Here is an 18087-nt window from a genome sequence, read left to right as displayed (position 1 = left end):
ACGGGCCCCCGGCGGCAGAACCACCGTTGCCTGCGAACGTGTTCGACACTACGGTCCTCTTCGATCACCCGCTCTCGATCATCGCCCGTCGAAGGAGACGTATGCGGCAGCGGACCGCGCAGGTCGTACGGAACCCGGTCCTGGCCGGCTCGCATCCGGACCCGTCCATCCTCCGCGTGGGAGCCGATTTCTACCTGGCGACCTCGACGTTCGAGTGGTGCCCGGGGGTACGGCTGCACCATTCCAGGGACCTTGTGCACTGGCGGCCGCTGGGCGGCGCACTGGACAGCACCCGCTTGCTGGACCTGACCGGGTGTCCCGACTCCGGCGGGGTGTGGGCGCCGAACCTGAGCCACGCGGACGGTTTGTTCCACCTCGTCTACAGCAATGTGTCGACCTACGCGGGCGGCTTCACCGACAGCCCCAACCACCTGGTCACCGCGGAGTCGATCGACGGGCCCTGGTCCGACCCGGTGCCGTTGCACGCGCGCGGTTTCGACGCCTCCCTCTTCCACGACGGCGCCGACAGCCGGCTGGTGAACCTGGTCCACGACTGGCGTCCGGGCCACGGCGGCTCGGCCGGCCTGGAGGCGACCCGCTACGACCGGGTCACGCGTCGCCTGGTCGGCGAGCCCGAACCCGTCGTGCTGCCGCCCGGGGCCGACTGGATCGAGGGCCCCAACCTCTACCGCCGCGGCCCCTGGTACTACCTGCTGACCGCGGACGGCGGCACGGGCTACGACCACCAGGTCACCGTCGCCCGCTCGCGCACCCTGACCGGCCCCTACGAACGCGACCCCGCGGGCCCGCTGATCACCGCCCGCCACCACCCGGACCTGCCCCTCCAGAAGGCCGGGCACGGCAGCCTGGTGGACACCCCCGGCGGCCTGTCGTACCTCGCCTACCTCGTCGCCCGGCCGCACACGCGGCACGGACCCTGCCTCCTGGGCCGGGAGACCGCGCTGGCACCCGTCACCTGGACCCCGGACGGATGGCCGCGCACCCCCACCGGCCTGCCCGCCCTGGAGATACCGGCCCCGGGCATACTCCTCGGCGGCACCGGCCCACGCCCGGACGACCACGACGACCTCGGAGACCCGGCGGATTCCGACGGCTTCGACCTGCCGGTGCTGGGACCGCAGTGGTCCACGCTGCGCCGGCCCCCGGCCTCCGACTGGCTGTCGCTGACCGACCGAGCCTCCCATCTGCGGCTGCGCGGCGGCCGCTCCCCGCAGAGCCTGATCGCCCCCAGCCTGGTGGCCCGCCGGGTGACCGCCGCGCGCTGCGCGTTCGAGGCGACGATGGAGTACCGGCCGCGGACCTTCCAGCAACTGGCCGGGATCACCGCGTACTACAACACCCGCAACTGGTACTTCCTGTACGTCACCGCGGACGACGAGGGGCGTGCGGTGCTGCGCGTGGCGGCCTGCGACCGGGGCGAGCTCACCGTCGACGAAGCGGGCGGGGAACCCCTCGGCGACACCACGCGGCTGCGCCTCGGTCTCGACCTCGACGGATCCGCCCTCCGCTTCCGCTACGACACGGGCCCCGGCTGGCGTCCCCTCGGCCCGACGCTCGACGCGACCGTGCTCTGCGACGAACACGCAGAGGAGATGGAGGGCGACCGGATCCGCGCCCTCGGGTTCACCGGCGCGTTCGTCGGACTCTGGGCCTGGGACCTGACCGGGGGCGGTCTGCCCGCCGACTTCGACGAGGCGACGTACCGCACCTAGGCCCTGTCCGGTGGGTCATGCCGCAGACGAGGGGCCGCCGGGTGGCGGGTAGGCGTCCGCTTTCGGGTGACCCCTCAGCCTGTCGTCGGGGCCCGGCGGTTCGGCGTGTCCCAGCATCGCAGTCGACCGGGGCGTCGCCGCCCGCACCGTCCGCCGCCGGAGCTCGCCGTGCACATCCTGCTCGTGGCCAGCGCCTTCAACAGTCTCACCCAGCGCGTCCACGTCGAACTGCGCGACCACGGGCACACGGTCGCGGTGGAACTCGCGCTGCCCGAGCGCCCGTTGGCCGAGGCCGTCCGACGGCACGCGCCGGACCTCGTACTCGCGCCGATGCTGAAGACGGCGATCCCCCGCGAGGTGTGGACCGCGTACCCGTGCTTCGTCGTTCACCCGGGGCCCTTCGGGGACCGGGGGCCGTCCTCGCTGGACTGGGCGATCCAGCGGGGCGCCGACCGTTGGGGGGTGACGGTCCTTCAGGCGGACGAGGACATGGACGCCGGGGACGTCTGGGCGTCCGTCGACTGCGCGGTCCCGCCGGTGGGCAAGAGCGACCTGTACCGGGGCGAGATCGCCGACGCCGCGCTCAAGGCCGTCCTGCTCGCCGTGGAACGCTTCGCCTCCGGGACCCACACCCCACGCCCACAGGGTTCGGCCCACGCCGAGTACACCCCGGTGCGCATCCGCCCGTACCTCGACCAGAGCGTCCGGCGGATCGACTGGGAAGCCGACTCCACGGAGACCGTCCTGCGCAAGCTGCGCGCTGCGGACTCGCAGCCCGGCGTGCTGGACGTGCTGTGCGGCGCCGAGTGGTACCTGCATGGCGGCCACCTTGAGGGCGCCCTGCGCGGTGCCCCGGGGGAGTTGCTGGCCACCCGGGCCGGGGCGATCTGCCGGGCCACGACGGACGGCGCGGTCTGGATCCCCGAGCTGCGGCGCAGGCGCGCTCCGGGACAGCCGCCCACGTACAAATTGCCCGCCGCACAGGCACTCGGCGACCGGCTGCCGTCCCTGCCGGAGCTCGCCGCACCGGATGGTGCGGACCCGCGCCGGCGCACCTGGACGGACATCGGGTACCGGGAGGAGGGGAGCGTCGGAGTCCTCTCGTTCTCGTTCCCCGGCGGAGCGATGAGCACCACGCAGTGCCGACGCCTTCTCGATGCCTACCGTCAGGCGTGCGCGCGGCCCACCTCGGTGCTGGTGCTGGGCGGGCAGCGGGACTTCTTCTCCAACGGGATCCACCTCAACGTCATCGAGGCCGCCGAGGACCCCGCCGCCGAGTCCTGGGCCAACATCAACGCCATCGACGACCTCGTCGAGGCGGTCCTGACCACCACGGACCGGCTCGTGGTCTCCGCCGTCGCGGGCAACGCCGCGGCGGGCGGGACGATGCTCGCCCTCGCCGCCGACGAGGTCTGGTGCCGCGCCGGCGCCGTACTCAACCCGCACTACCGGCTCATGGGCCTGTACGGCTCGGAGTACTGGACGTACACACTGCCGCGCCGCGTGGGTGCGGCGACTGCCGACCGGCTCCTGGGCGAGGCCCTGCCGATGAGCGCGGCGAGCGCCCGCGACCTCGGGCTCGTCGACCGGGTGGTCGACTGCGGTCCCGGGGACTTCGCCGCGGAGGTCGGCCGCCTCGCGGCCCGGCTTGCGGCACTGCCGGGATCACCCTCGCGGATCGCCGCGAAGAAGGCGGAACTGGAACGCCAGGAGTGCGGCGAGCCCCTGGCCGCCTTCCGGGAGCGGGAGCTGACCAGGATGCGCCGCACCTTCGACGACCCGGACGCCGCCTATCACGCCCTGCGCCGCGCGTTCGTCCACAAGCGACGACCGGAGTCCACCCCGCCGCACCTCGACCTCGTGGCGACCACGGTCACGAGGACGGCGGCGGGAGCGGGGCGCTCCCCGCGGGCGCCTGTCACTGGAACGGCCCTGGAAGACCTCTCGCGTCGGCCGGATGGCTGGTACCAAGAGAGCTGATGGTCGAAATACAGTCTTTTGTCCCTCACCTCCCCGAGGAGGCGGTCCCATGACAGCGGCGACACCCAGTACGGCCGGCGCGACGAACGCCGGTGGTGCGCCCGCCGACGAGACGCCCACGATCCACATCCTCTGGATCAACGCCGGGCTGAGCTGCGACGGCGACTCCGTCGCGCTGACGGCGGCCATGCAGCCGAGCATCGAACAGATCGCGCTCAGCGATCTGCCGGGTCTGCCCAAGATCGCCGTCCACTGGCCCCTCATCGACTTCGAATGCGGTCCGGTCGGCGGCGCGGACACGTTCATCGAGTGGTTCTTCAAGGGGGAGCGGGGCGAGATCGACCCGTTCGTGCTGGTCGTCGAGGGGTCCATCCCCAACGAGTCGATCAAGCCCGAGGGCTACTGGTGCGGCTTCGGCGACAACCCCGAGACCGGCCAGCCGATCACGACCAGCGAGTGGATCGACCGGCTCGCGCCCAAGGCGCTCGCCGTCGTCGCCATCGGCACCTGTGCCACGTACGGCGGCATCCACGCCATGGCGGGCAACCCGACCGGCGCGATGGGTGTGCCCGACTACCTCGGCTGGGAGTGGAAGTCGCACGCCGGCATCCCCATCGTGTGCGTACCCGGCTGCCCCATCCAGCCCGACAACTTCGCCGAGACGCTGACGTACCTGCTCTACCAGGCGGCCGGCTCCGCCCCGATGATCCCCCTCGACGACAAGCTGCGCCCGTCCTGGCTGTTCGGCGCCACCGTGCACGAGGGCTGCGACCGCGCGGGCTACTACGAGCAGGGCGAGTTCGCGACCACCTACGACTCGCCCAAGTGCCTGGTGAAACTGGGCTGTTGGGGACCGGTCGTCAAGTGCAACGTGCCCAAGCGGGGCTGGATGAACGGCATCGGCGGCTGCCCGAACGTCGGCGGCATCTGCATCGCCTGCACCATGCCCGGGTTCCCCGACAAGTTCATGCCGTTCATGGACGAACCTCCGGGCGCGAAGTTGTCCGTCACGGCCAGCGGCGCCTACGGGGCGGTGATCCGCAGACTCAGGTCGCTCACGACCAACACCGTGGACAAGGAGCCGAAGTGGCGCCACACGGGAGACAAGATCACCACCGGATACCGGCCGCCGTGGTGAACCCCAGCCCCACCTGAGACACAGCTCCACCAGCCCGTCCACACCCTCCCGGACCACTCGCGCGAAGAAGGGCACGACACACACGATGGCACCGAAGACGAAGGCGGCCGGCGACGGTAGCGGCCTGATGGAGATGGCCTGGGACCCGATCACGAGGATCGTGGGCAGCCTGGGCATCCACACGAAGATCGACTTCAAGCAGAAGCGGGTCGCGGAGTGCTACAGCACCTCGTCCGTCTTCCGCGGCTACAGCGTCTTCATGCGCGGAAAGGACCCCCGCGACGCGCACTTCATCACCAGCCGCATCTGCGGGATCTGCGGGGACAACCACGCCACCTGCTCGGTGTACACGCAGAACATGGCGTACGGCGTGAAGCCCCCGCACCTCGGTGAGTGGATCATCAACCTCGGCGAGTCCGCCGAGTACATGTTCGACCACAACATCTTCCAGGAGAACCTGGTCGGGGTCGACTACTGCGAGAAGATGGTCAAGGAGACCAACCCGGGCGTCCTCGAACTCGCCGAGCGCACCGAGGCACCGCACGCCGCCGAGCACGGCTACCGCACGATCGCCGACATCATGCGGTCCCTCAACCCCCTCGAAGGCGAGTTCTACCGCGAGGCGCTCCAGGTGAGCCGCTACACCCGGGAGATGTTCTGCCTCATGGAGGGCCGCCATGTGCACCCCTCCACGCTCTACCCGGGCGGCGTCGGCACCATCGCCTCCGTCCAGCTCTTCACGGACTACCTCAGCCGTCTGATGCGCTACGTGGAGTTCATGAAGCGGGTAGTCCCCCTCCACGACGACCTGTTCGACTTCTTCTACGAGGCCCTGCCCGGGTACGAGGAAGTGGGACGCCGACGGGTGCTGCTCGGCTGCTGGGGCGCGTTCAACGACCCCGAGTACTGCGACTTCACCTACGCCAACATGACGGACTGGGGCCGGCGGATGTTCGTCACCCCCGGCGTGATCGTCGACGGCAAGCTCGTCACCAACGACCTCACCAAGATCAACCTCGGTATCCGCATCCTGCTGGGTAGTTCGTACTACGAGGACTGGGAGGGCCAGGAGCAGTTCGTCACCCACGACCCGCTCGGCAACCCGGTCGACCCGCGCCACCCGTGGAACCAGCACACCATCCCCGCCCCGCAGAAGCGGAACTTCGACGACAAGTACAGCTGGGTCATGTCGCCCCGCTGGTTCGACGGCAAGGACCACCTCGCCCTCGACACCGGCGGCGGCCCCATCGCCCGCCTGTGGTCCACCGCCCTGTCCGGCCTCGTCGACACGGGCTATGTGAAGGCGACCGGCCACAGCGTGGTCATCAACCTGCCGCGCACCATGACCAAGCCCGAGACCACCTTCGAGTGGAAGATCCCGCGCTGGAGCAACGCGCTGGAACGCAACCGCGCGCGCACCTACTTCCAGGCCTACACCGCCGCCGTCGCCCTGCACTTCGCGGAGAAGGCGCTGGAGGAGGTCCGCGCCGGACGCACCCAGACCTGGGAGAAGTTCGAGGTGCCCGACGAGAGCATCGGCGTCGGCTTCACCGAGGCGGTCCGCGGTGTGCTCTCCCACCACATGGTGATCCGTGACGGCAAGATCGCCAACTACCACCCGTACCCGCCGACCCCGTGGAACGCCAGCACCCGGGACACCTACGGCACGCCCGGCCCGTACGAGGACGCCGTGCAGAACACGCCGATCTTCGAGGAGAACTCCCCGGAGAACTTCAAGGGCATCGACATCATGCGCGCCGTTCGCAGCTTCGACCCCTGTCTGCCGTGCGGCGTGCACATGTACGTCGGTGGCGGCAAGACCGTCCAGAAGATGCACATGCCCACCGGCCTGAGCGGACTGGGCGGATGAGCGCGGGCACGACCATCGACGCGACGAAGGCGGCACCGGCGGTCGACGCGGTGCGCACCGGACAGCGGATCGAGGACGTACTCGACCGGCTCGCCACCACCGGTGACCCGGCCGCCCGCGCGGCGGCCGAGGAACTCGTCCAGGCCCTCATGGACTTCTACGGGGCCGGCCTGGCCCGGATGCTCCACCTGCTGTCCACGCCCGTGGGCCGCAGAACCCCCGGCGATCCCCTGGCGGGCCTGCTCGGCGACGAACTGGTCGCGAGTCTCCTCGTCCTGCACGACCTGCACCCAGAGGACCGGACGACCCGCATCACCCGCGCGCTCGACAGCGTCCGCGACCACGTACTGCACGTCGTGGACTTCGACGAGGAGACGGGCACCCTCCGGCTGCGGGCGGCCGGAGGCGGCGGATGCGGCTGCGCGGCGAGCGCTACGACGGCCCAGCAGGCGGCCGAGGACGCGCTCGCCTGTTTCGCGCCGGAGGTCACGGCGGTCGAGGTACGGGCCGCCGACCGCTCCGGGGAGCCCCCGCTCCTCCAGATCGGCACCGGCCCCGGGACCCGCGCAGGCACCACCGCCCGACCGGCCCCGGCGAAGGCCCCATGAGCGCGCCCCCGGCTCCCCGCCCGGCCACGCGTGGCTCCGGGCTGCGCAGGTTCCTGACCGGACGTGAACCGCGGCCGGAGCGGTGCGGACTGTGCGCGGTGGCGGTGGACGAGGCACGCCACCGCCACCTGGTGGACATCGAGCACCGGGCCATCGTCTGCGCCTGTACGTCCTGCGCCCTCCTGATGGAACAGCCGGGCGCCGCACGGGGCCGTTTCCGCGCGGTTCCGGACCGCTTTCTCACGGACCCTGACCACCACCTCGACGCGGGTGCCTGGGAGGCGCTGCAGATCCCGGTCGGCGTCGCCTTCTTCTTCCGCAACGCCGCGCTCGACCGGCTGGTGGCCCTCTATCCGAGCCCGGCCGGGGCCACCGAGAGCGAGCTCGATCCGGCGACGTGGACCGCCGTCCTCGGCGACAGCCGCCTCGCCGAACTGCTCGAACCCGATGTGGAGGCGCTGCTGCTGCGCCGTCACGAGGGCCGCTGCGAGTGCTATCTCGTGCCCGTCGACATCTGCTACGAACTGGTCGGCCGGATGCGCCTGTTGTGGCAGGGCTTCGACGGCGGCGCCGAGGCCCGCGCCGCCCTCGACACCTTCTTCGAACACGTCGGGCAACGCGCCCGCCCCGTACGCGAGGAGCGCCCGGCGTGACGGAGTTCGCCTTCACCTGCACCGGCGTGCGCGCGGACCGGTTCGCCGCCGGACCGACCCTGGTCTTCCGGCTGCACATCACCGCCACCGGCGACGAACCGGTCCACGCCATGGCCCTGCGCTGCCAGATCCGCATCGAGCCCGCCAAGCGCGGCTACGAGACCGCGGAGGCCGAGGGGCTCGCCGACCTCTTCGGTGAGCGCTCGCGCTGGGGCAGCACCCTCCAGCCGGTGCAGTTCGCCCAGGTCTCCGTCATGGTCCCCGCCTTCACGGGGGAGACCGAGACGGACCTCGTCGTGCCGTGCACGTACGACATGGACATCGCCGCGACCCGCTACTTCGACGCGCTGACCAGCGGTGAGGTGCCGCTGCTGATGCTGTTCTCCGGCACGGCGTTCACCGGAGCGGGCGGCTTTCGCGTCGAACCCGTCCCTTGGGACCGGGAGGCGGTCTTCCGGATGCCGGTGGCCACCTGGCGGGAGATGGTCGAGCAGCACTTCCCCGGCTGCGGCTGGATCAGGCTGCCCCGCGACACCATGGACGCCCTGCTCGCCTTTCGCTCCCGACGGGCCCTGCCCTCCTGGGAGGCGACCGTGCGGGCCCTGCTCGACGAGAGCGGCGGGGCGGCTCCCGCACCACCCCGAAGATTCAGTCTCACCGGCATCACCAGCACCACCGGGAGGACCGCTCCGTGAGCGTGACCACGTTCGCCCCGGAGACCGAGGCCCGCCTCGCCCTCGCCCGGCAGGTGGCCGACGCCGTCCTCTTCGAGGGCTATGTGCTCTACCCGTACCGTGCCTCCGCGGCCAAGAACCGGCTGCGCTGGCAGTTCGGCGTGCTCGTCCCGCCCGCCTGGGGCGCCGACTGCGAGGAGCACGACTTCCAGCACACCGAATGCCTGATGGAACCCAAGGCGAACGCCACCCTCGCGGTCGAGCTGCGCTTCCTGCGCGCCCGGCGCCGCACGGTCCAGCAGGCACGCCCGGACGGCGCCTTCGAGACGGTTCCCGAACTCCGGCTCGGCGACCGGACCCTGGTCCCCTGGGACGAGGGAACCGAGGAGCGCGTCGAGGCGGTCGTGCCCGTCGACGAACTCCTGGGCGACGGAGTGCGGGTCCCCTTCGACCGCCCCGCGGGTGAGGACACCGAGCCCGTCCTCGACGAGACCGGTCGCGCCGTCGGCCGGATGGTCCGCCGCTACGAGGAGACGAGCGGCGTACTCCGGTTGTCCGCGAGCGAACTCGACGGGCCCTACCGCGTGCTGCGGCTGACCGCGATCGTCGAGAACACCAGCACCTGGACACCCCCGGACGGCACGGCGGCCGACCGGGACGCGGCCCTCCCGCGCTCCCTGGTCGCCACCCACCTCCTCATGGGGCTGAGCGCGGGATCGTTCCTGTCGATGACGGATCCCCCCGAGTGGGCGAAGGGCGCGGTCGCGTCCTGCCGCAATCTGCACACCTGGCCGGTCCTCGCCGGCGAACCCGGGCGCGGGGACGTGGTGCTGTCCTCGCCGATCATCCTGGAGGACCACCCGGCCATCGCCCCGGAGAGCCCCGGGGCCCTGTACGACGCCACCGAGATCGACGAGATCCTCGCCCTGCGCACCGCCGCGCTCACCGACGAGGAGAAGCGCGAGGCCCGGGGCACCGACGACCGGGCGGCCGCCGTGATCGACCTGGCGGACACCATGCCGCCGGAGGTCCTGGAGCGCCTGCACGGGGCGGTGCGCAGCCTGCGTGAGGTGACCGGAGCGGGCGAGGGCACGGGAACGACGTCCGCTCCGGTCGCGGACGGCTTCCCCGACGAGTTCGGCGTGCCGCGTCCCGACACCCCGTGGTGGGACCCGGCGAGCGACGCCGGCTTCGACCCGGGGCAGGACCGGATCGTCGTCGACGGCCGCTCGCTGGGCGCGGGAAGCAGGGTGCTGCTGCGGCCCGGGCTGCGCCGCACCGACGCGCAGGACCTGTTCCTTGCGGGCCGTGCGGCGAAGGTCGAGGCCGTGCTGCACGACGTGGACGGCGGAGTGCACCTGGCGGTGACGGTCGAGGACGATCCGGGCGCCGACATCCGCCGCGAACAGGGCCGCTTCCTCTACTTCCAGCCTGACGAGGTCGAACCGCTGGAGGACGAGGCATGAGCCTGTCCGCGGACCCACCCCGCCGGGAGAGCGGCAAGGTCCTCGTCGCCGGGATCGGGAACATCTTTCTCGGGGACGACGGCTTCGGCGTCGAAACCGTGCGCGTACTCACCGGGCGGCAACTGCCTCCGAACGTCGAGGCCGTGGACATCGGCGTACGGGGCGTGCACCTCGCGTACCAGGTCCTCGACGGCTACGACACCCTGATCCTGGTGGACGCCACCGCGCGCGGCGAGCGCCCCGGCACCCTGTACGTCATCGAGCACGACAGCGCCGACGCGGCCGAGCCGCACGGCGTACCGCTCGACGGCCACCGGATGACCCCCGACACGGTGCTCGCACTGCTGGGGACCCTCTGCGCCGGAACCGGTGGGCAGCCGCCGCGCCGCACGCTGGTCGTGGGATGTGAGCCCGCCTCCGTCGAGGAGGGCATCGGGCTCAGCCCGCCGGTGTCGGCCGCCGTACCGGAGGCCGTCCGGCTGATCGAAGAGTTGCTGCGGGCCGACGAACCGGGAGAGTCCGCGCCGCGGGCCACGGTCGGCGAAGCCGCGAAGTGAGGAGAGAAGCCATGATCAAGACCCTCGTCGGCGGCGCGCTGGCCGCCGCTGTCACCGCCGTCCTCGTGCAGATCCTGCCCGACCTCAGACGCTATCTGCGGATCCGGAGCATGTGAGCCGACGCCCCGGGTCGTACGCCCTCCGGTTGTACGCCCCCTGCCACGCGCGCCGTGCCGTGCTGTTGCGGCGAACGGCGTACGCGGCCGGCCGGCGACGGCGTGCCGGTCCGCCGCCCTCGGACGCCTCCCCTCTAATGAGGGGCGGCGGACGCCCTGCCCGAGACGGAGACCGGTCGATGCACGAGATGTCCCTCGCGATGGCGGTGATCGGCCAGGTCGAAGAGGCGGCGCAGCGGGCCGGTGACGTCACGGCCGTGCGCTCGGTACGGCTTCAGGTGGGCGAGCTGGCCGGTGTGGTACCCGACGCCCTCTCCTTCTGCTTCGAACTGGCCTGCGCCGGAACCGTGCTGGAGGGCGCCGAACTGGTCACCGAAGCCGTGCCGGGACGGGCCCGCTGCGCACCCTGCGCGCACGAATGGGCCGTCGGCATGCCGCCCGCTCTGACCTGCCCGCGGTGCGGCGGAGCCACCACAGAGCTACTGGCGGGCCGGGAACTCCAGATCCTCAGCGTGCGGTGGGAGGACGGCCCGGCGCACGCCCACCCCCGCGAACCGATCTCCGAGGAGCGCTGAACTATGTGTCGTGTGGTCGACCTGCAACAGGCCGTCCTGGCCAAGAACGACGAGACCGCGCACACCCTGCGCGCCGGCCTTGCGGCCCGCGGCACCACGGTCGTCAACCTCCTCTCCAGCCCCGGCAGCGGCAAGACCGCCCTGCTGGAGAGGGAACTGGGGCTCGCGCGGGAGCGGTCCGTGCCCGTCGCGGCGCTCACCGCCGACCTCGCCACCGAGAACGACGCGCAGCGGCTGGCCCGCTCGGGCGTCCCGGTCAAGCAGGTCCTCACGGACGGGCTGTGCCACCTGGAGGCCGGGATGCTCGGCCGCCACCTGGAGGGATGGCTGCCCGACGACACCCGGCTGCTGTTCGTCGAGAACGTCGGCAACCTCGTCTGCCCGGCCTCCTACGACCTCGGGGAGACCCTGAGAGTCGTACTCGCCTCCGTGACCGAGGGCGAGGACAAGCCGCTCAAGTACCCCACCGCCTTCGGCCTCGCCCATCTGGTGGTGGTCACCAAGACCGACATCGCCGAGGCCGTCGAGTTCGACGAGACGGCGTTCCGCGCGAACGTCGAGCGGGTCAACCCCGGAGTGGACGTGCTGCTGACCTCGGCCCGCCGGGACCGGGGCGTCGGCGCCCTGCTCGACCGGGCACTGGCGGCCGCGGACGGCGCCCCGCTCCACGAGCCCGTCATGGCACGCCGACCTGACGGCGCCTCACCCACCCACCATCACCACGGCCATGAGCACCCTCACGGCACCGGCGCCATGGCCCACTCCCACTCGTGAGCAATCCACCCTCCCCGGCCGCCGTCGCCGACGGGACACCACTGCGCCGACGGGTCACCGTACGGGGTGTGGTGCAGGGCGTCGGATTCCGCCCGTACGTCTACACGCTCGCCACCGGCCTCGAACTGTCCGGCCATGTCACCAACACCCCCGAGGGTGTCATCGCGGAGGTCGAGGGCGTCCCCTCGGCCGTCGCCCGGTTCTGTGACCGCATCGCCCTCCAGGCACCGCCGCTGGCCCGCGTGGACTCCGTACACCACGACGACGTACCCGTCACCGGTGACGCCGCGTTCACCATCCTCGCCTCCCGCACGGGCGGACCGGCGGGCACCCTGATTCCGCCGGACACGGCCACCTGCGCCGAATGCCTGCGCGAACTCGCCGATCCCGCCGACCGGCGCCACCGCCACCCCTTCATCAACTGCACCCACTGCGGCCCCCGGTTCACCATCGTCACCGGCCTGCCCTACGACCGCTCCCACACGACCATGGCCGGCTTCCCGATGTGCTCCGCCTGCGCCCGCGAGTACGCGGATCCGGCCGACCGTCGCTTCCACGCGCAACCCGTCGCCTGCCCGGCCTGCGGCCCGCGACTGCGGCTGCTCGTCCCCCGACCGGGCGTGAGCGGTCCTCCGGAGCCCGCCGCCGGAGCGGACCCGGTCGCCGAGGCCCGCCGGCTCCTGGCGGGCGGCGCGATCCTCGCGGTCAAGGGCCTCGGCGGCTACCACCTGGCCTGCGACGCCACGAACCCCGAAGCCGTCGCGCTGCTGCGCCGCCGCAAGGCCCGAGGGGACAAACCCTTCGCCGTGATGGCCCGGAGCCTCGACGACCTCTGGCACCTCGTACGGATCAGTGCCGAGGAGCGGAGCCTGCTCGCCGGCGCCATCCGCCCCATCGTGCTGCTGCGCCGCCGCAGGGAGGTACCCGTGGCGGGGGCACCACGGCCCGCCGACTCCGTCGCGCCCGGCAGCCCCGACCTCGGCGTCATGCTGCCGTACACCCCCCTGCACCACCTGCTGTTCGGACTGCCCGGCGACCCCGAGGGACCCCCGCTGCTCGTCATGACCAGCGGCAACGTGTCCGGTGAGCCGATCGTCACCGACGACGGGGAGGCGCTGGAGCGGCTGGCGGGGCTGGCCGACGGCTGGCTCACCCACGACCGGCCGATCCATGTGCCGTGCGACGACTCCGTGGTGCGCTTGTGCGACGGCGAGTTGCTGCCGCTGCGTCGCGCCCGCGGCTACGCGCCCCTGCCGCTGACCCTGCCGGTCCCGGTGCGCCCGGCCCTCGCCGTCGGCGGGGACCTGAAGAACGTGCTCTGCCTTGGCGAGGGCCGCCGGGCCTGGCTGTCCGCCCACATCGGCGACATGGACGACCTCGCCACCCAGCACGCCTTCGAACGCGCCGTGGCCCAACTGGGGTCCATCACCCCCGTACGCCCCGAACTGCTCGCGGCCGACCGGCACCCCGGATACCGCTCGGCGCGCTGGGCCGACCGGAACGCGGCGGGTCGGCCCGTCGTACGCGTCCAGCACCACCACGCCCATGTCGCCGCTGCGATGGCCGAACACGGGCTGGACGGCAGCCGGCCGGTGATCGGGGTCGCCTTCGACGGCACGGGCTACGGCGACGACGGGGCGGTGTGGGGCGGGGAGATCCTGCTCGCCGACTACGACGGCTTCACCCGGTTCGGACACCTCGCGTATGTGCCGCTGCCCGGCGGTGACGCGGCGGTGCGGCGGCCGTACCGGATGGCGCTCGCGCATCTGCGCGCGGCGGGGATCGAGTGGTCGGACGAGCTGGCCTGCGTGAGCGCCTGCCCGCCCGACGAACGGCGCGTGCTGGAGCGGCAGTTGGAGCGCCACCTGAACTGCGTCCCCACCTCCAGCATGGGCCGCCTCTTCGACGCGGTGTCCTCCCTCGCGGGCGTCTGCCACGCGGCCGGCTACGAGGCCCAGGCGGCGATGGAGCTGGAGGCCGTGGCACTGCGGGCTCCCGCCGGGGACCCTGTCGCGTATGCGTTCGCCCTGCGACCGGCAGGACTGACCGACAGTGCGACACCGGCGGTGACCGGCCCGGGGCCGGGCGGCGGCGCCCGCCCCGCACAGGGTTCACGCGGCGGTGTGGACGAGGGCCTCGTCCTCGCGGATCCCGCACCGGTGTTCGGGGCGATCGTGGAGGACGTGCGCGCGGGTGCCGGACCGGCCGTTGTCGCGGCACGTTTCCACCGGGCCGTCGCCGCGCTCGTGCACCGCGTCTGTGTGCTGGCCCGCGAACGGCACGCGGTCGAGACGGTGGCCCTGACCGGCGGGGTGTTCGCCAACTCCCTGCTGTCCTCCGCCTGCGCGGCGGCCCTGGGCGCGGACGGGTTCACGGTCCTGCGCCACCACCTGGTCCCGCCGGGCGACGGCGGTCTGGCGCTCGGGCAGCTCGTGGTGGCCGCGCGCGCCGAGGACCGTACCCGAGCCAACGACTGACCAACAGCGAGGAGAGGCTCATGTGCCTGGCGGTACCCGGCAGAGTGCTGGACATCGAGGAACGGGACGGCACCCGGATGGCCAACGTCGACTTCGGCGGTGTGGTCAAGGAGGTGTGCCTGGAGTACCTGCCCGACCTCCAGGTCGGCGAGTACGCCATCGTGCACGTCGGATTCGCCCTGCAGCGCCTCGACGAGGAGTCGGCGAAGCAGACGCTCGAACTGTTCGCCACCCTCGGCCTGCTGCAGGAGGAGTTCGGCGACCCCTGGGAGATGGCCGCGGAGGCGGGCGAGGCCCTGCCGTCCGCGGGAGAGGAGGCGCGGAAGTGAAGTACATCGACGAGTTCCAGGACCCCGACCTGGCACGTCGGCTGCTCGACGACATCCACTCCACGGTGACCAGGCCATGGGCGCTGATGGAGGTCTGCGGTGGACAGACGCACACCATCATCCGGCACGGCATCGACCAACTCCTGCCGGACCAGGTCGAGTTGATCCATGGGCCGGGGTGTCCGGTGTGTGTGACCCCGCTGGAGGTCATCGACAAGGCGCTGGAGATCGCCTCCCGGCCCGGGGTGATCTTCTGTTCCTTCGGCGACATGCTCCGAGTGCCCGGCACGGGTCGGGACCTGTTCCAGGTGCGGGGCGCGGGCGGCGACGTGCGCGTCGTGTACTCGCCGCTCGACGCCCTGCGGGTCGCCCAGCACAACCCCGACCGCGAGGTCGTCTTCTTCGGCATCGGCTTCGAGACGACTGCGCCGCCCAACGCGATGACGGTGTATCAGGCCCGCAAGCTCGGCATCCCGAACTTCAGCCTGCTGGTGTCCCACGTCCGCGTACCGCCCGCCATCGAGGCGATCATGCAGTCACCGACCTGCCGCGTCCAGGGCTTCCTGGCGGCCGGGCATGTGTGCAGCGTGATGGGGGTGGGGGAGTACCCGGAACTGGCGGAGCGCTTCCGCGTCCCGATCGTCGTGACCGGATTCGAACCCCTGGACATCCTCGAAGGCGTACGCCGGACCGTGGCGCAACTGGAGCGCGGCGAACACACCGTCGACAACGCCTACCCCCGTGCCGTCCGCCCGGAGGGGAACCCGGCCGCGCGGGCCATGCTGGAGGACGTCTTCGAGGTCACCGACCGGGCCTGGCGCGGCATCGGGGTGATCCCCGACAGCGGCTGGCGGCTGTCCCCGAAGTACCGGGAGTATGACGCCGAGTACCGTTTCTCGGTCGACGGTATCCAGACCCGCGAACCGGCCGCCTGCCGCAGCGGCGAGGTCCTGCAGGGACTGCTCAAGCCGCACGAGTGCGAGGCGTTCGGCACGCTCTGCACCCCCCGCACCCCGCTCGGCGCCACCATGGTCTCCAGCGAGGGCGCCTGCGCCGCGTACTACCTCTACCGGCGCCTGGACCTCACCCCCGCGCCCCGGGAGGCGACCCCCGTTGTCTGAGACCACCGGCACCACCGAACTCCGTACGCCCGTACTCGACCCCGCCGCCTGGACCTGCCCGGCCCCGCTGCGCGACCAGCCGCGGATCGTCATGGGCCACGGGGGAGGCGGAGCTCTGTCCGCCGAACTCGTCCAACACGTCTTCGCGCCCGCGTTCGGCGGTGACGTGCTCGCTCAGCTGGGCGACGCCGCGGCTGTGTCGATGGGCGGTGTCCGGATGGCTTTCTCCACCGACTCCTTCGTGGTGCGGCCACTGTTCTTCCCCGGTGGCAGTATCGGTGACCTCGCCGTCAACGGCACCGTCAACGACCTCGCCATGAGCGGCGCCCGGGCCGCCTACCTCTCCTGCGGCTTCATCCTGGAGGAGGGCGTCGAGATGGAGACCGTCGCCCGCGTGGCCGAGGCGCTCGGCGCGGCGGCGCGGACCGCGGGTGTCGAGGTCGCGACCGGTGACACCAAGGTGGTCGAGGCCGGGCACGGCGACGGGATCTTCATCAACACAGCCGGTATCGGGCTCATCCCGGCGGGCGTCGACCTGCGCCCGCAGCGGGTCGTGCCCGGCGATGTCGTGATGGTCAGTGGTGCGATCGGCGTGCACGGCGTGGCGATCATGAGCGTGCGCGAGGGCCTGGAGTTCGGGGTGGAGATCGAGAGCGACTGTGCGGCGCTCGGCGGTCTGGTCGACGCCATGCTCGCTGTCACCCCGGATCTGCATGTGCTGCGTGATCCCACCCGGGGCGGGCTGGCCGCCGCCCTGAACGAGATCGCGGTGGCCTCGGGCACCGGCGTCGTCATCCGGGAGCGTGACGTCCCTGTCCCGCCGGCCGTCGCCAACGCCTGCGCCGTCCTGGGCCTCGACCCGATGTACGTGGCCAACGAGGGCAAGCTGGTGGCGTTCGTGCCCCGTGAACACGCCGACGCCGTCCTGGACGCCATGCGGGCGCACCCGCTGGGTACGGAGTCCAGGGTCATCGGCGAGGTCGTGGACGCCCATCGGGGCATGGTGGTGGCCCGCACCGGGCTGGGCGGTACCCGGGTGGTCGACCTGCCGATCGGGGAACAGCTGCCGAGGATCTGCTGACGCCTGGCGGGACGGCGGCGCGGGCGAGATGAACTGATGGCCCGAGCCGCCCGCGCGACCGGTGTCCTACGCGAGGCGCTCGGCGTCCCCGATGTCGTTGCGGGACACGGCCAGGTAGCCGACGAAGCCGATGATGGCGACGGTCCAGGACAGGGTGACCGGTCCCAGCCCGAGGTCGAGGCCGCCGCGCGCGTGGCTCAGGGCCATCCAGTCGGCGACCGAGGCGCCGAGCGGGCGGGTGATGACGTACGCGGTCCAGAAGGCGGCCACCGCGTTGAGCGCGCCCCACTTGTGCATGACGGCCGGGACGGCGATGGCGACGGCGTACAGCACGGCCGAACCGAGGTAGCCGAGGCCGATCGTGGCGGAGAGGTCACCGGCGGCGGTACCGAGCGCGAAGGTGGCCAGCACGGTGGCCCAGTAGAAGAGCTCGCGGCGGCGGGTGTGGATGCTGTGGATGGAGAGGGTCTTCTCGCTGGCGTACCAGACGGCGAACACGGCTGCCAGGGCGGCCATGAAGAAGGGGGTGGAGATCGTGTACGGGACACCCAGGCCGACGTGCAGGACGTCCGCGGCCATGGTGCCGAACACGCTGACCATCACGATCGCCGTCCAGTAGATCCAGGCGACGTAGCGACGGGCCCTGAGCTGGACGGAGAGCGCCACCACGAGGGCCAAGCCACCGAGGCCGACGGCGGGGATCGGCCCGAGCGTCTTGGCGAGGAGGTCCGAGGCGGTCTCACCCATGCCGGTGGTCAGCACCTTGATCACCCAGAAGTAGACGGTGACTTCCGGGACCTTGCTCGCCAGATGGGTGGGGCCCGCGGCGCGACGACGGCGGGTGAGGTGCTCTGTGCTCATGCCCGCACGATGGCATGACGAACTGCCCTGGTCACAGGGTTCTTTGCCATTGCTTTGGGGCTTCTGGTGCAGGA

The 18087-nt window shown here is 71.9% G+C and carries 17 protein-coding genes; 16 read left to right on the top strand and 1 reads right to left on the bottom strand.

The features are described 5' to 3' along the window. Positions 1-101: 101 nt before the first annotated feature. The 16 genes from ACFVWD_RS16100 to hypE all read left to right on the top strand — a co-directional run bounded on the left by ACFVWD_RS16100 (position 102) and on the right by hypE (position 17152). Positions 102-1733 (top strand): family 43 glycosylhydrolase, encoded by a 1632-nt coding sequence (locus ACFVWD_RS16100; RefSeq protein WP_389596625.1) that lies wholly within the window; start codon positions 102-104, stop codon positions 1731-1733. A 168-nt stretch (positions 1734-1901) separates the two neighbouring features. Beyond that, the gene (locus ACFVWD_RS16095; RefSeq protein WP_389596624.1) at positions 1902-3713 is read left to right on the top strand and encodes an enoyl-CoA hydratase-related protein; all 1812 of its coding nucleotides are present in this window, start codon (positions 1902-1904) and stop codon (positions 3711-3713) included. 49 nt (positions 3714-3762) lie between these two features. Further along, positions 3763-4851 (top strand): hydrogenase expression protein HypE, encoded by a 1089-nt coding sequence (locus tag ACFVWD_RS16090; protein WP_389596622.1) that lies wholly within the window; start codon positions 3763-3765, stop codon positions 4849-4851. An 85-nt stretch (positions 4852-4936) separates the two neighbouring features. Further along, entirely contained in the window at positions 4937-6721 is a 1785-nt protein-coding gene (locus tag ACFVWD_RS16085) for a nickel-dependent hydrogenase large subunit (RefSeq protein WP_389596620.1), read from the top strand. Beyond that, positions 6718-7329, top strand: coding sequence for a hypothetical protein (locus tag ACFVWD_RS16080; RefSeq protein ID WP_389596618.1), 612 nt, complete (start codon positions 6718-6720; stop codon positions 7327-7329). The genes ACFVWD_RS16085 and ACFVWD_RS16080 overlap by 4 nt, the downstream gene beginning before the upstream one ends. Continuing rightward, entirely contained in the window at positions 7326-7982 is a 657-nt protein-coding gene (locus ACFVWD_RS16075) for a DUF5947 family protein (protein ID WP_168498792.1), read from the top strand. The genes ACFVWD_RS16080 and ACFVWD_RS16075 overlap by 4 nt, the downstream gene beginning before the upstream one ends. Continuing rightward, positions 7979-8677 carry a DUF6084 family protein gene (locus ACFVWD_RS16070; RefSeq protein WP_389596617.1) on the top strand — a complete coding sequence of 233 codons (699 nt, stop codon included), beginning with the start codon at positions 7979-7981 and terminating at the stop codon, positions 8675-8677. Before ACFVWD_RS16075 ends, ACFVWD_RS16070 begins: the two co-directional genes overlap by 4 nt. Further along, on the top strand, positions 8674-10122 hold the full coding sequence (locus ACFVWD_RS16065; RefSeq protein WP_389596615.1) for a hypothetical protein: 1449 nt from the start codon (positions 8674-8676) through the stop codon (positions 10120-10122). Before ACFVWD_RS16070 ends, ACFVWD_RS16065 begins: the two co-directional genes overlap by 4 nt. Continuing rightward, on the top strand, positions 10119-10679 hold the full coding sequence (locus ACFVWD_RS16060) for a hydrogenase maturation protease (protein ID WP_389596614.1): 561 nt from the start codon (positions 10119-10121) through the stop codon (positions 10677-10679). The genes ACFVWD_RS16065 and ACFVWD_RS16060 overlap by 4 nt, the downstream gene beginning before the upstream one ends. Positions 10680-10690: 11 nt before the next feature. After that, a complete protein-coding gene (locus tag ACFVWD_RS16055) occupies positions 10691-10795 on the top strand; it encodes a DUF6893 family small protein (RefSeq protein ID WP_388393894.1) in 105 nt (34 codons plus the stop codon). 179 nt (positions 10796-10974) lie between these two features. Continuing rightward, a complete protein-coding gene (gene hypA / locus ACFVWD_RS16050) occupies positions 10975-11370 on the top strand; it encodes a hydrogenase maturation nickel metallochaperone HypA (protein ID WP_389596613.1) in 396 nt (131 codons plus the stop codon). A gap of 3 nt (positions 11371-11373) precedes the next feature. Further along, positions 11374-12144 (top strand): hydrogenase nickel incorporation protein HypB, encoded by a 771-nt coding sequence (gene hypB / locus ACFVWD_RS16045; RefSeq protein ID WP_389596611.1) that lies wholly within the window; start codon positions 11374-11376, stop codon positions 12142-12144. Next, positions 12141-14621, top strand: a complete 2481-nt coding sequence (gene hypF, locus ACFVWD_RS16040; protein WP_389596610.1) for a carbamoyltransferase HypF — start codon at positions 12141-12143, stop codon at positions 14619-14621. The genes hypB and hypF overlap by 4 nt, the downstream gene beginning before the upstream one ends. 20 nt (positions 14622-14641) lie before the next feature. Continuing rightward, positions 14642-14950 (top strand): HypC/HybG/HupF family hydrogenase formation chaperone, encoded by a 309-nt coding sequence (locus ACFVWD_RS16035; protein ID WP_054232499.1) that lies wholly within the window; start codon positions 14642-14644, stop codon positions 14948-14950. Continuing rightward, complete coding sequence (gene hypD / locus ACFVWD_RS16030) at positions 14947-16071, top strand: hydrogenase formation protein HypD (RefSeq protein ID WP_389596609.1); 1125 nt, start codon at positions 14947-14949, stop codon at positions 16069-16071. The genes ACFVWD_RS16035 and hypD overlap by 4 nt, the downstream gene beginning before the upstream one ends. 91 nt (positions 16072-16162) lie before the next feature. Beyond that, a complete protein-coding gene (hypE, locus tag ACFVWD_RS16025) occupies positions 16163-17152 on the top strand; it encodes a hydrogenase expression/formation protein HypE (protein WP_389596758.1) in 990 nt (329 codons plus the stop codon). Positions 17153-17218: 66 nt separating this feature from the next. Here hypE and ACFVWD_RS16020 read toward each other — a convergent pair whose 3' ends face one another. Then, positions 17219-18013: a hypothetical protein gene (locus ACFVWD_RS16020; protein WP_389596607.1), complete on the bottom strand. Its 795-nt coding sequence runs from the start codon at positions 18011-18013 to the stop codon at positions 17219-17221. Positions 18014-18087 lie beyond the last annotated feature (74 nt).

The sequence above is a fragment of the Streptomyces sp. NPDC058086 genome, assembly GCF_042885015.1.
Classification (GTDB): Bacteria; Actinomycetota; Actinomycetes; order Streptomycetales; family Streptomycetaceae; genus Streptomyces.
This window is presented reverse-complemented; position numbering and strand designations above follow the sequence as displayed.

Bases quoted from the DNA above. Each gene is read 5' to 3' on its own strand.
- ACFVWD_RS16060 (WP_389596614.1), top strand. From the start codon at position 10,119: ATGAGCCTGTCCGCGGACCCACCCCGCCGGGAGAGCGGCAAGGTCCTC.
- ACFVWD_RS16020 (WP_389596607.1), bottom strand. From the start codon at position 18,013: ATGAGCACAGAGCACCTCACCCGCCGTCGTCGCGCCGCGGGCCCCACC.
- hypE (WP_389596758.1), top strand. From the start codon at position 16,163: ATGGGCCACGGGGGAGGCGGAGCTCTGTCCGCCGAACTCGTCCAACAC.
- ACFVWD_RS16100 (WP_389596625.1), top strand. From the start codon at position 102: ATGCGGCAGCGGACCGCGCAGGTCGTACGGAACCCGGTCCTGGCCGGC.
- hypA (WP_389596613.1), top strand. From the start codon at position 10,975: ATGCACGAGATGTCCCTCGCGATGGCGGTGATCGGCCAGGTCGAAGAG.
- ACFVWD_RS16035 (WP_054232499.1), top strand. From the start codon at position 14,642: ATGTGCCTGGCGGTACCCGGCAGAGTGCTGGACATCGAGGAACGGGAC.
- hypB (WP_389596611.1), top strand. From the start codon at position 11,374: ATGTGTCGTGTGGTCGACCTGCAACAGGCCGTCCTGGCCAAGAACGAC.
- ACFVWD_RS16080 (WP_389596618.1), top strand. From the start codon at position 6,718: ATGAGCGCGGGCACGACCATCGACGCGACGAAGGCGGCACCGGCGGTC.
- ACFVWD_RS16055 (WP_388393894.1), top strand. From the start codon at position 10,691: ATGATCAAGACCCTCGTCGGCGGCGCGCTGGCCGCCGCTGTCACCGCC.
- ACFVWD_RS16085 (WP_389596620.1), top strand. From the start codon at position 4,937: ATGGCACCGAAGACGAAGGCGGCCGGCGACGGTAGCGGCCTGATGGAG.
- ACFVWD_RS16075 (WP_168498792.1), top strand. From the start codon at position 7,326: ATGAGCGCGCCCCCGGCTCCCCGCCCGGCCACGCGTGGCTCCGGGCTG.
- ACFVWD_RS16090 (WP_389596622.1), top strand. From the start codon at position 3,763: ATGACAGCGGCGACACCCAGTACGGCCGGCGCGACGAACGCCGGTGGT.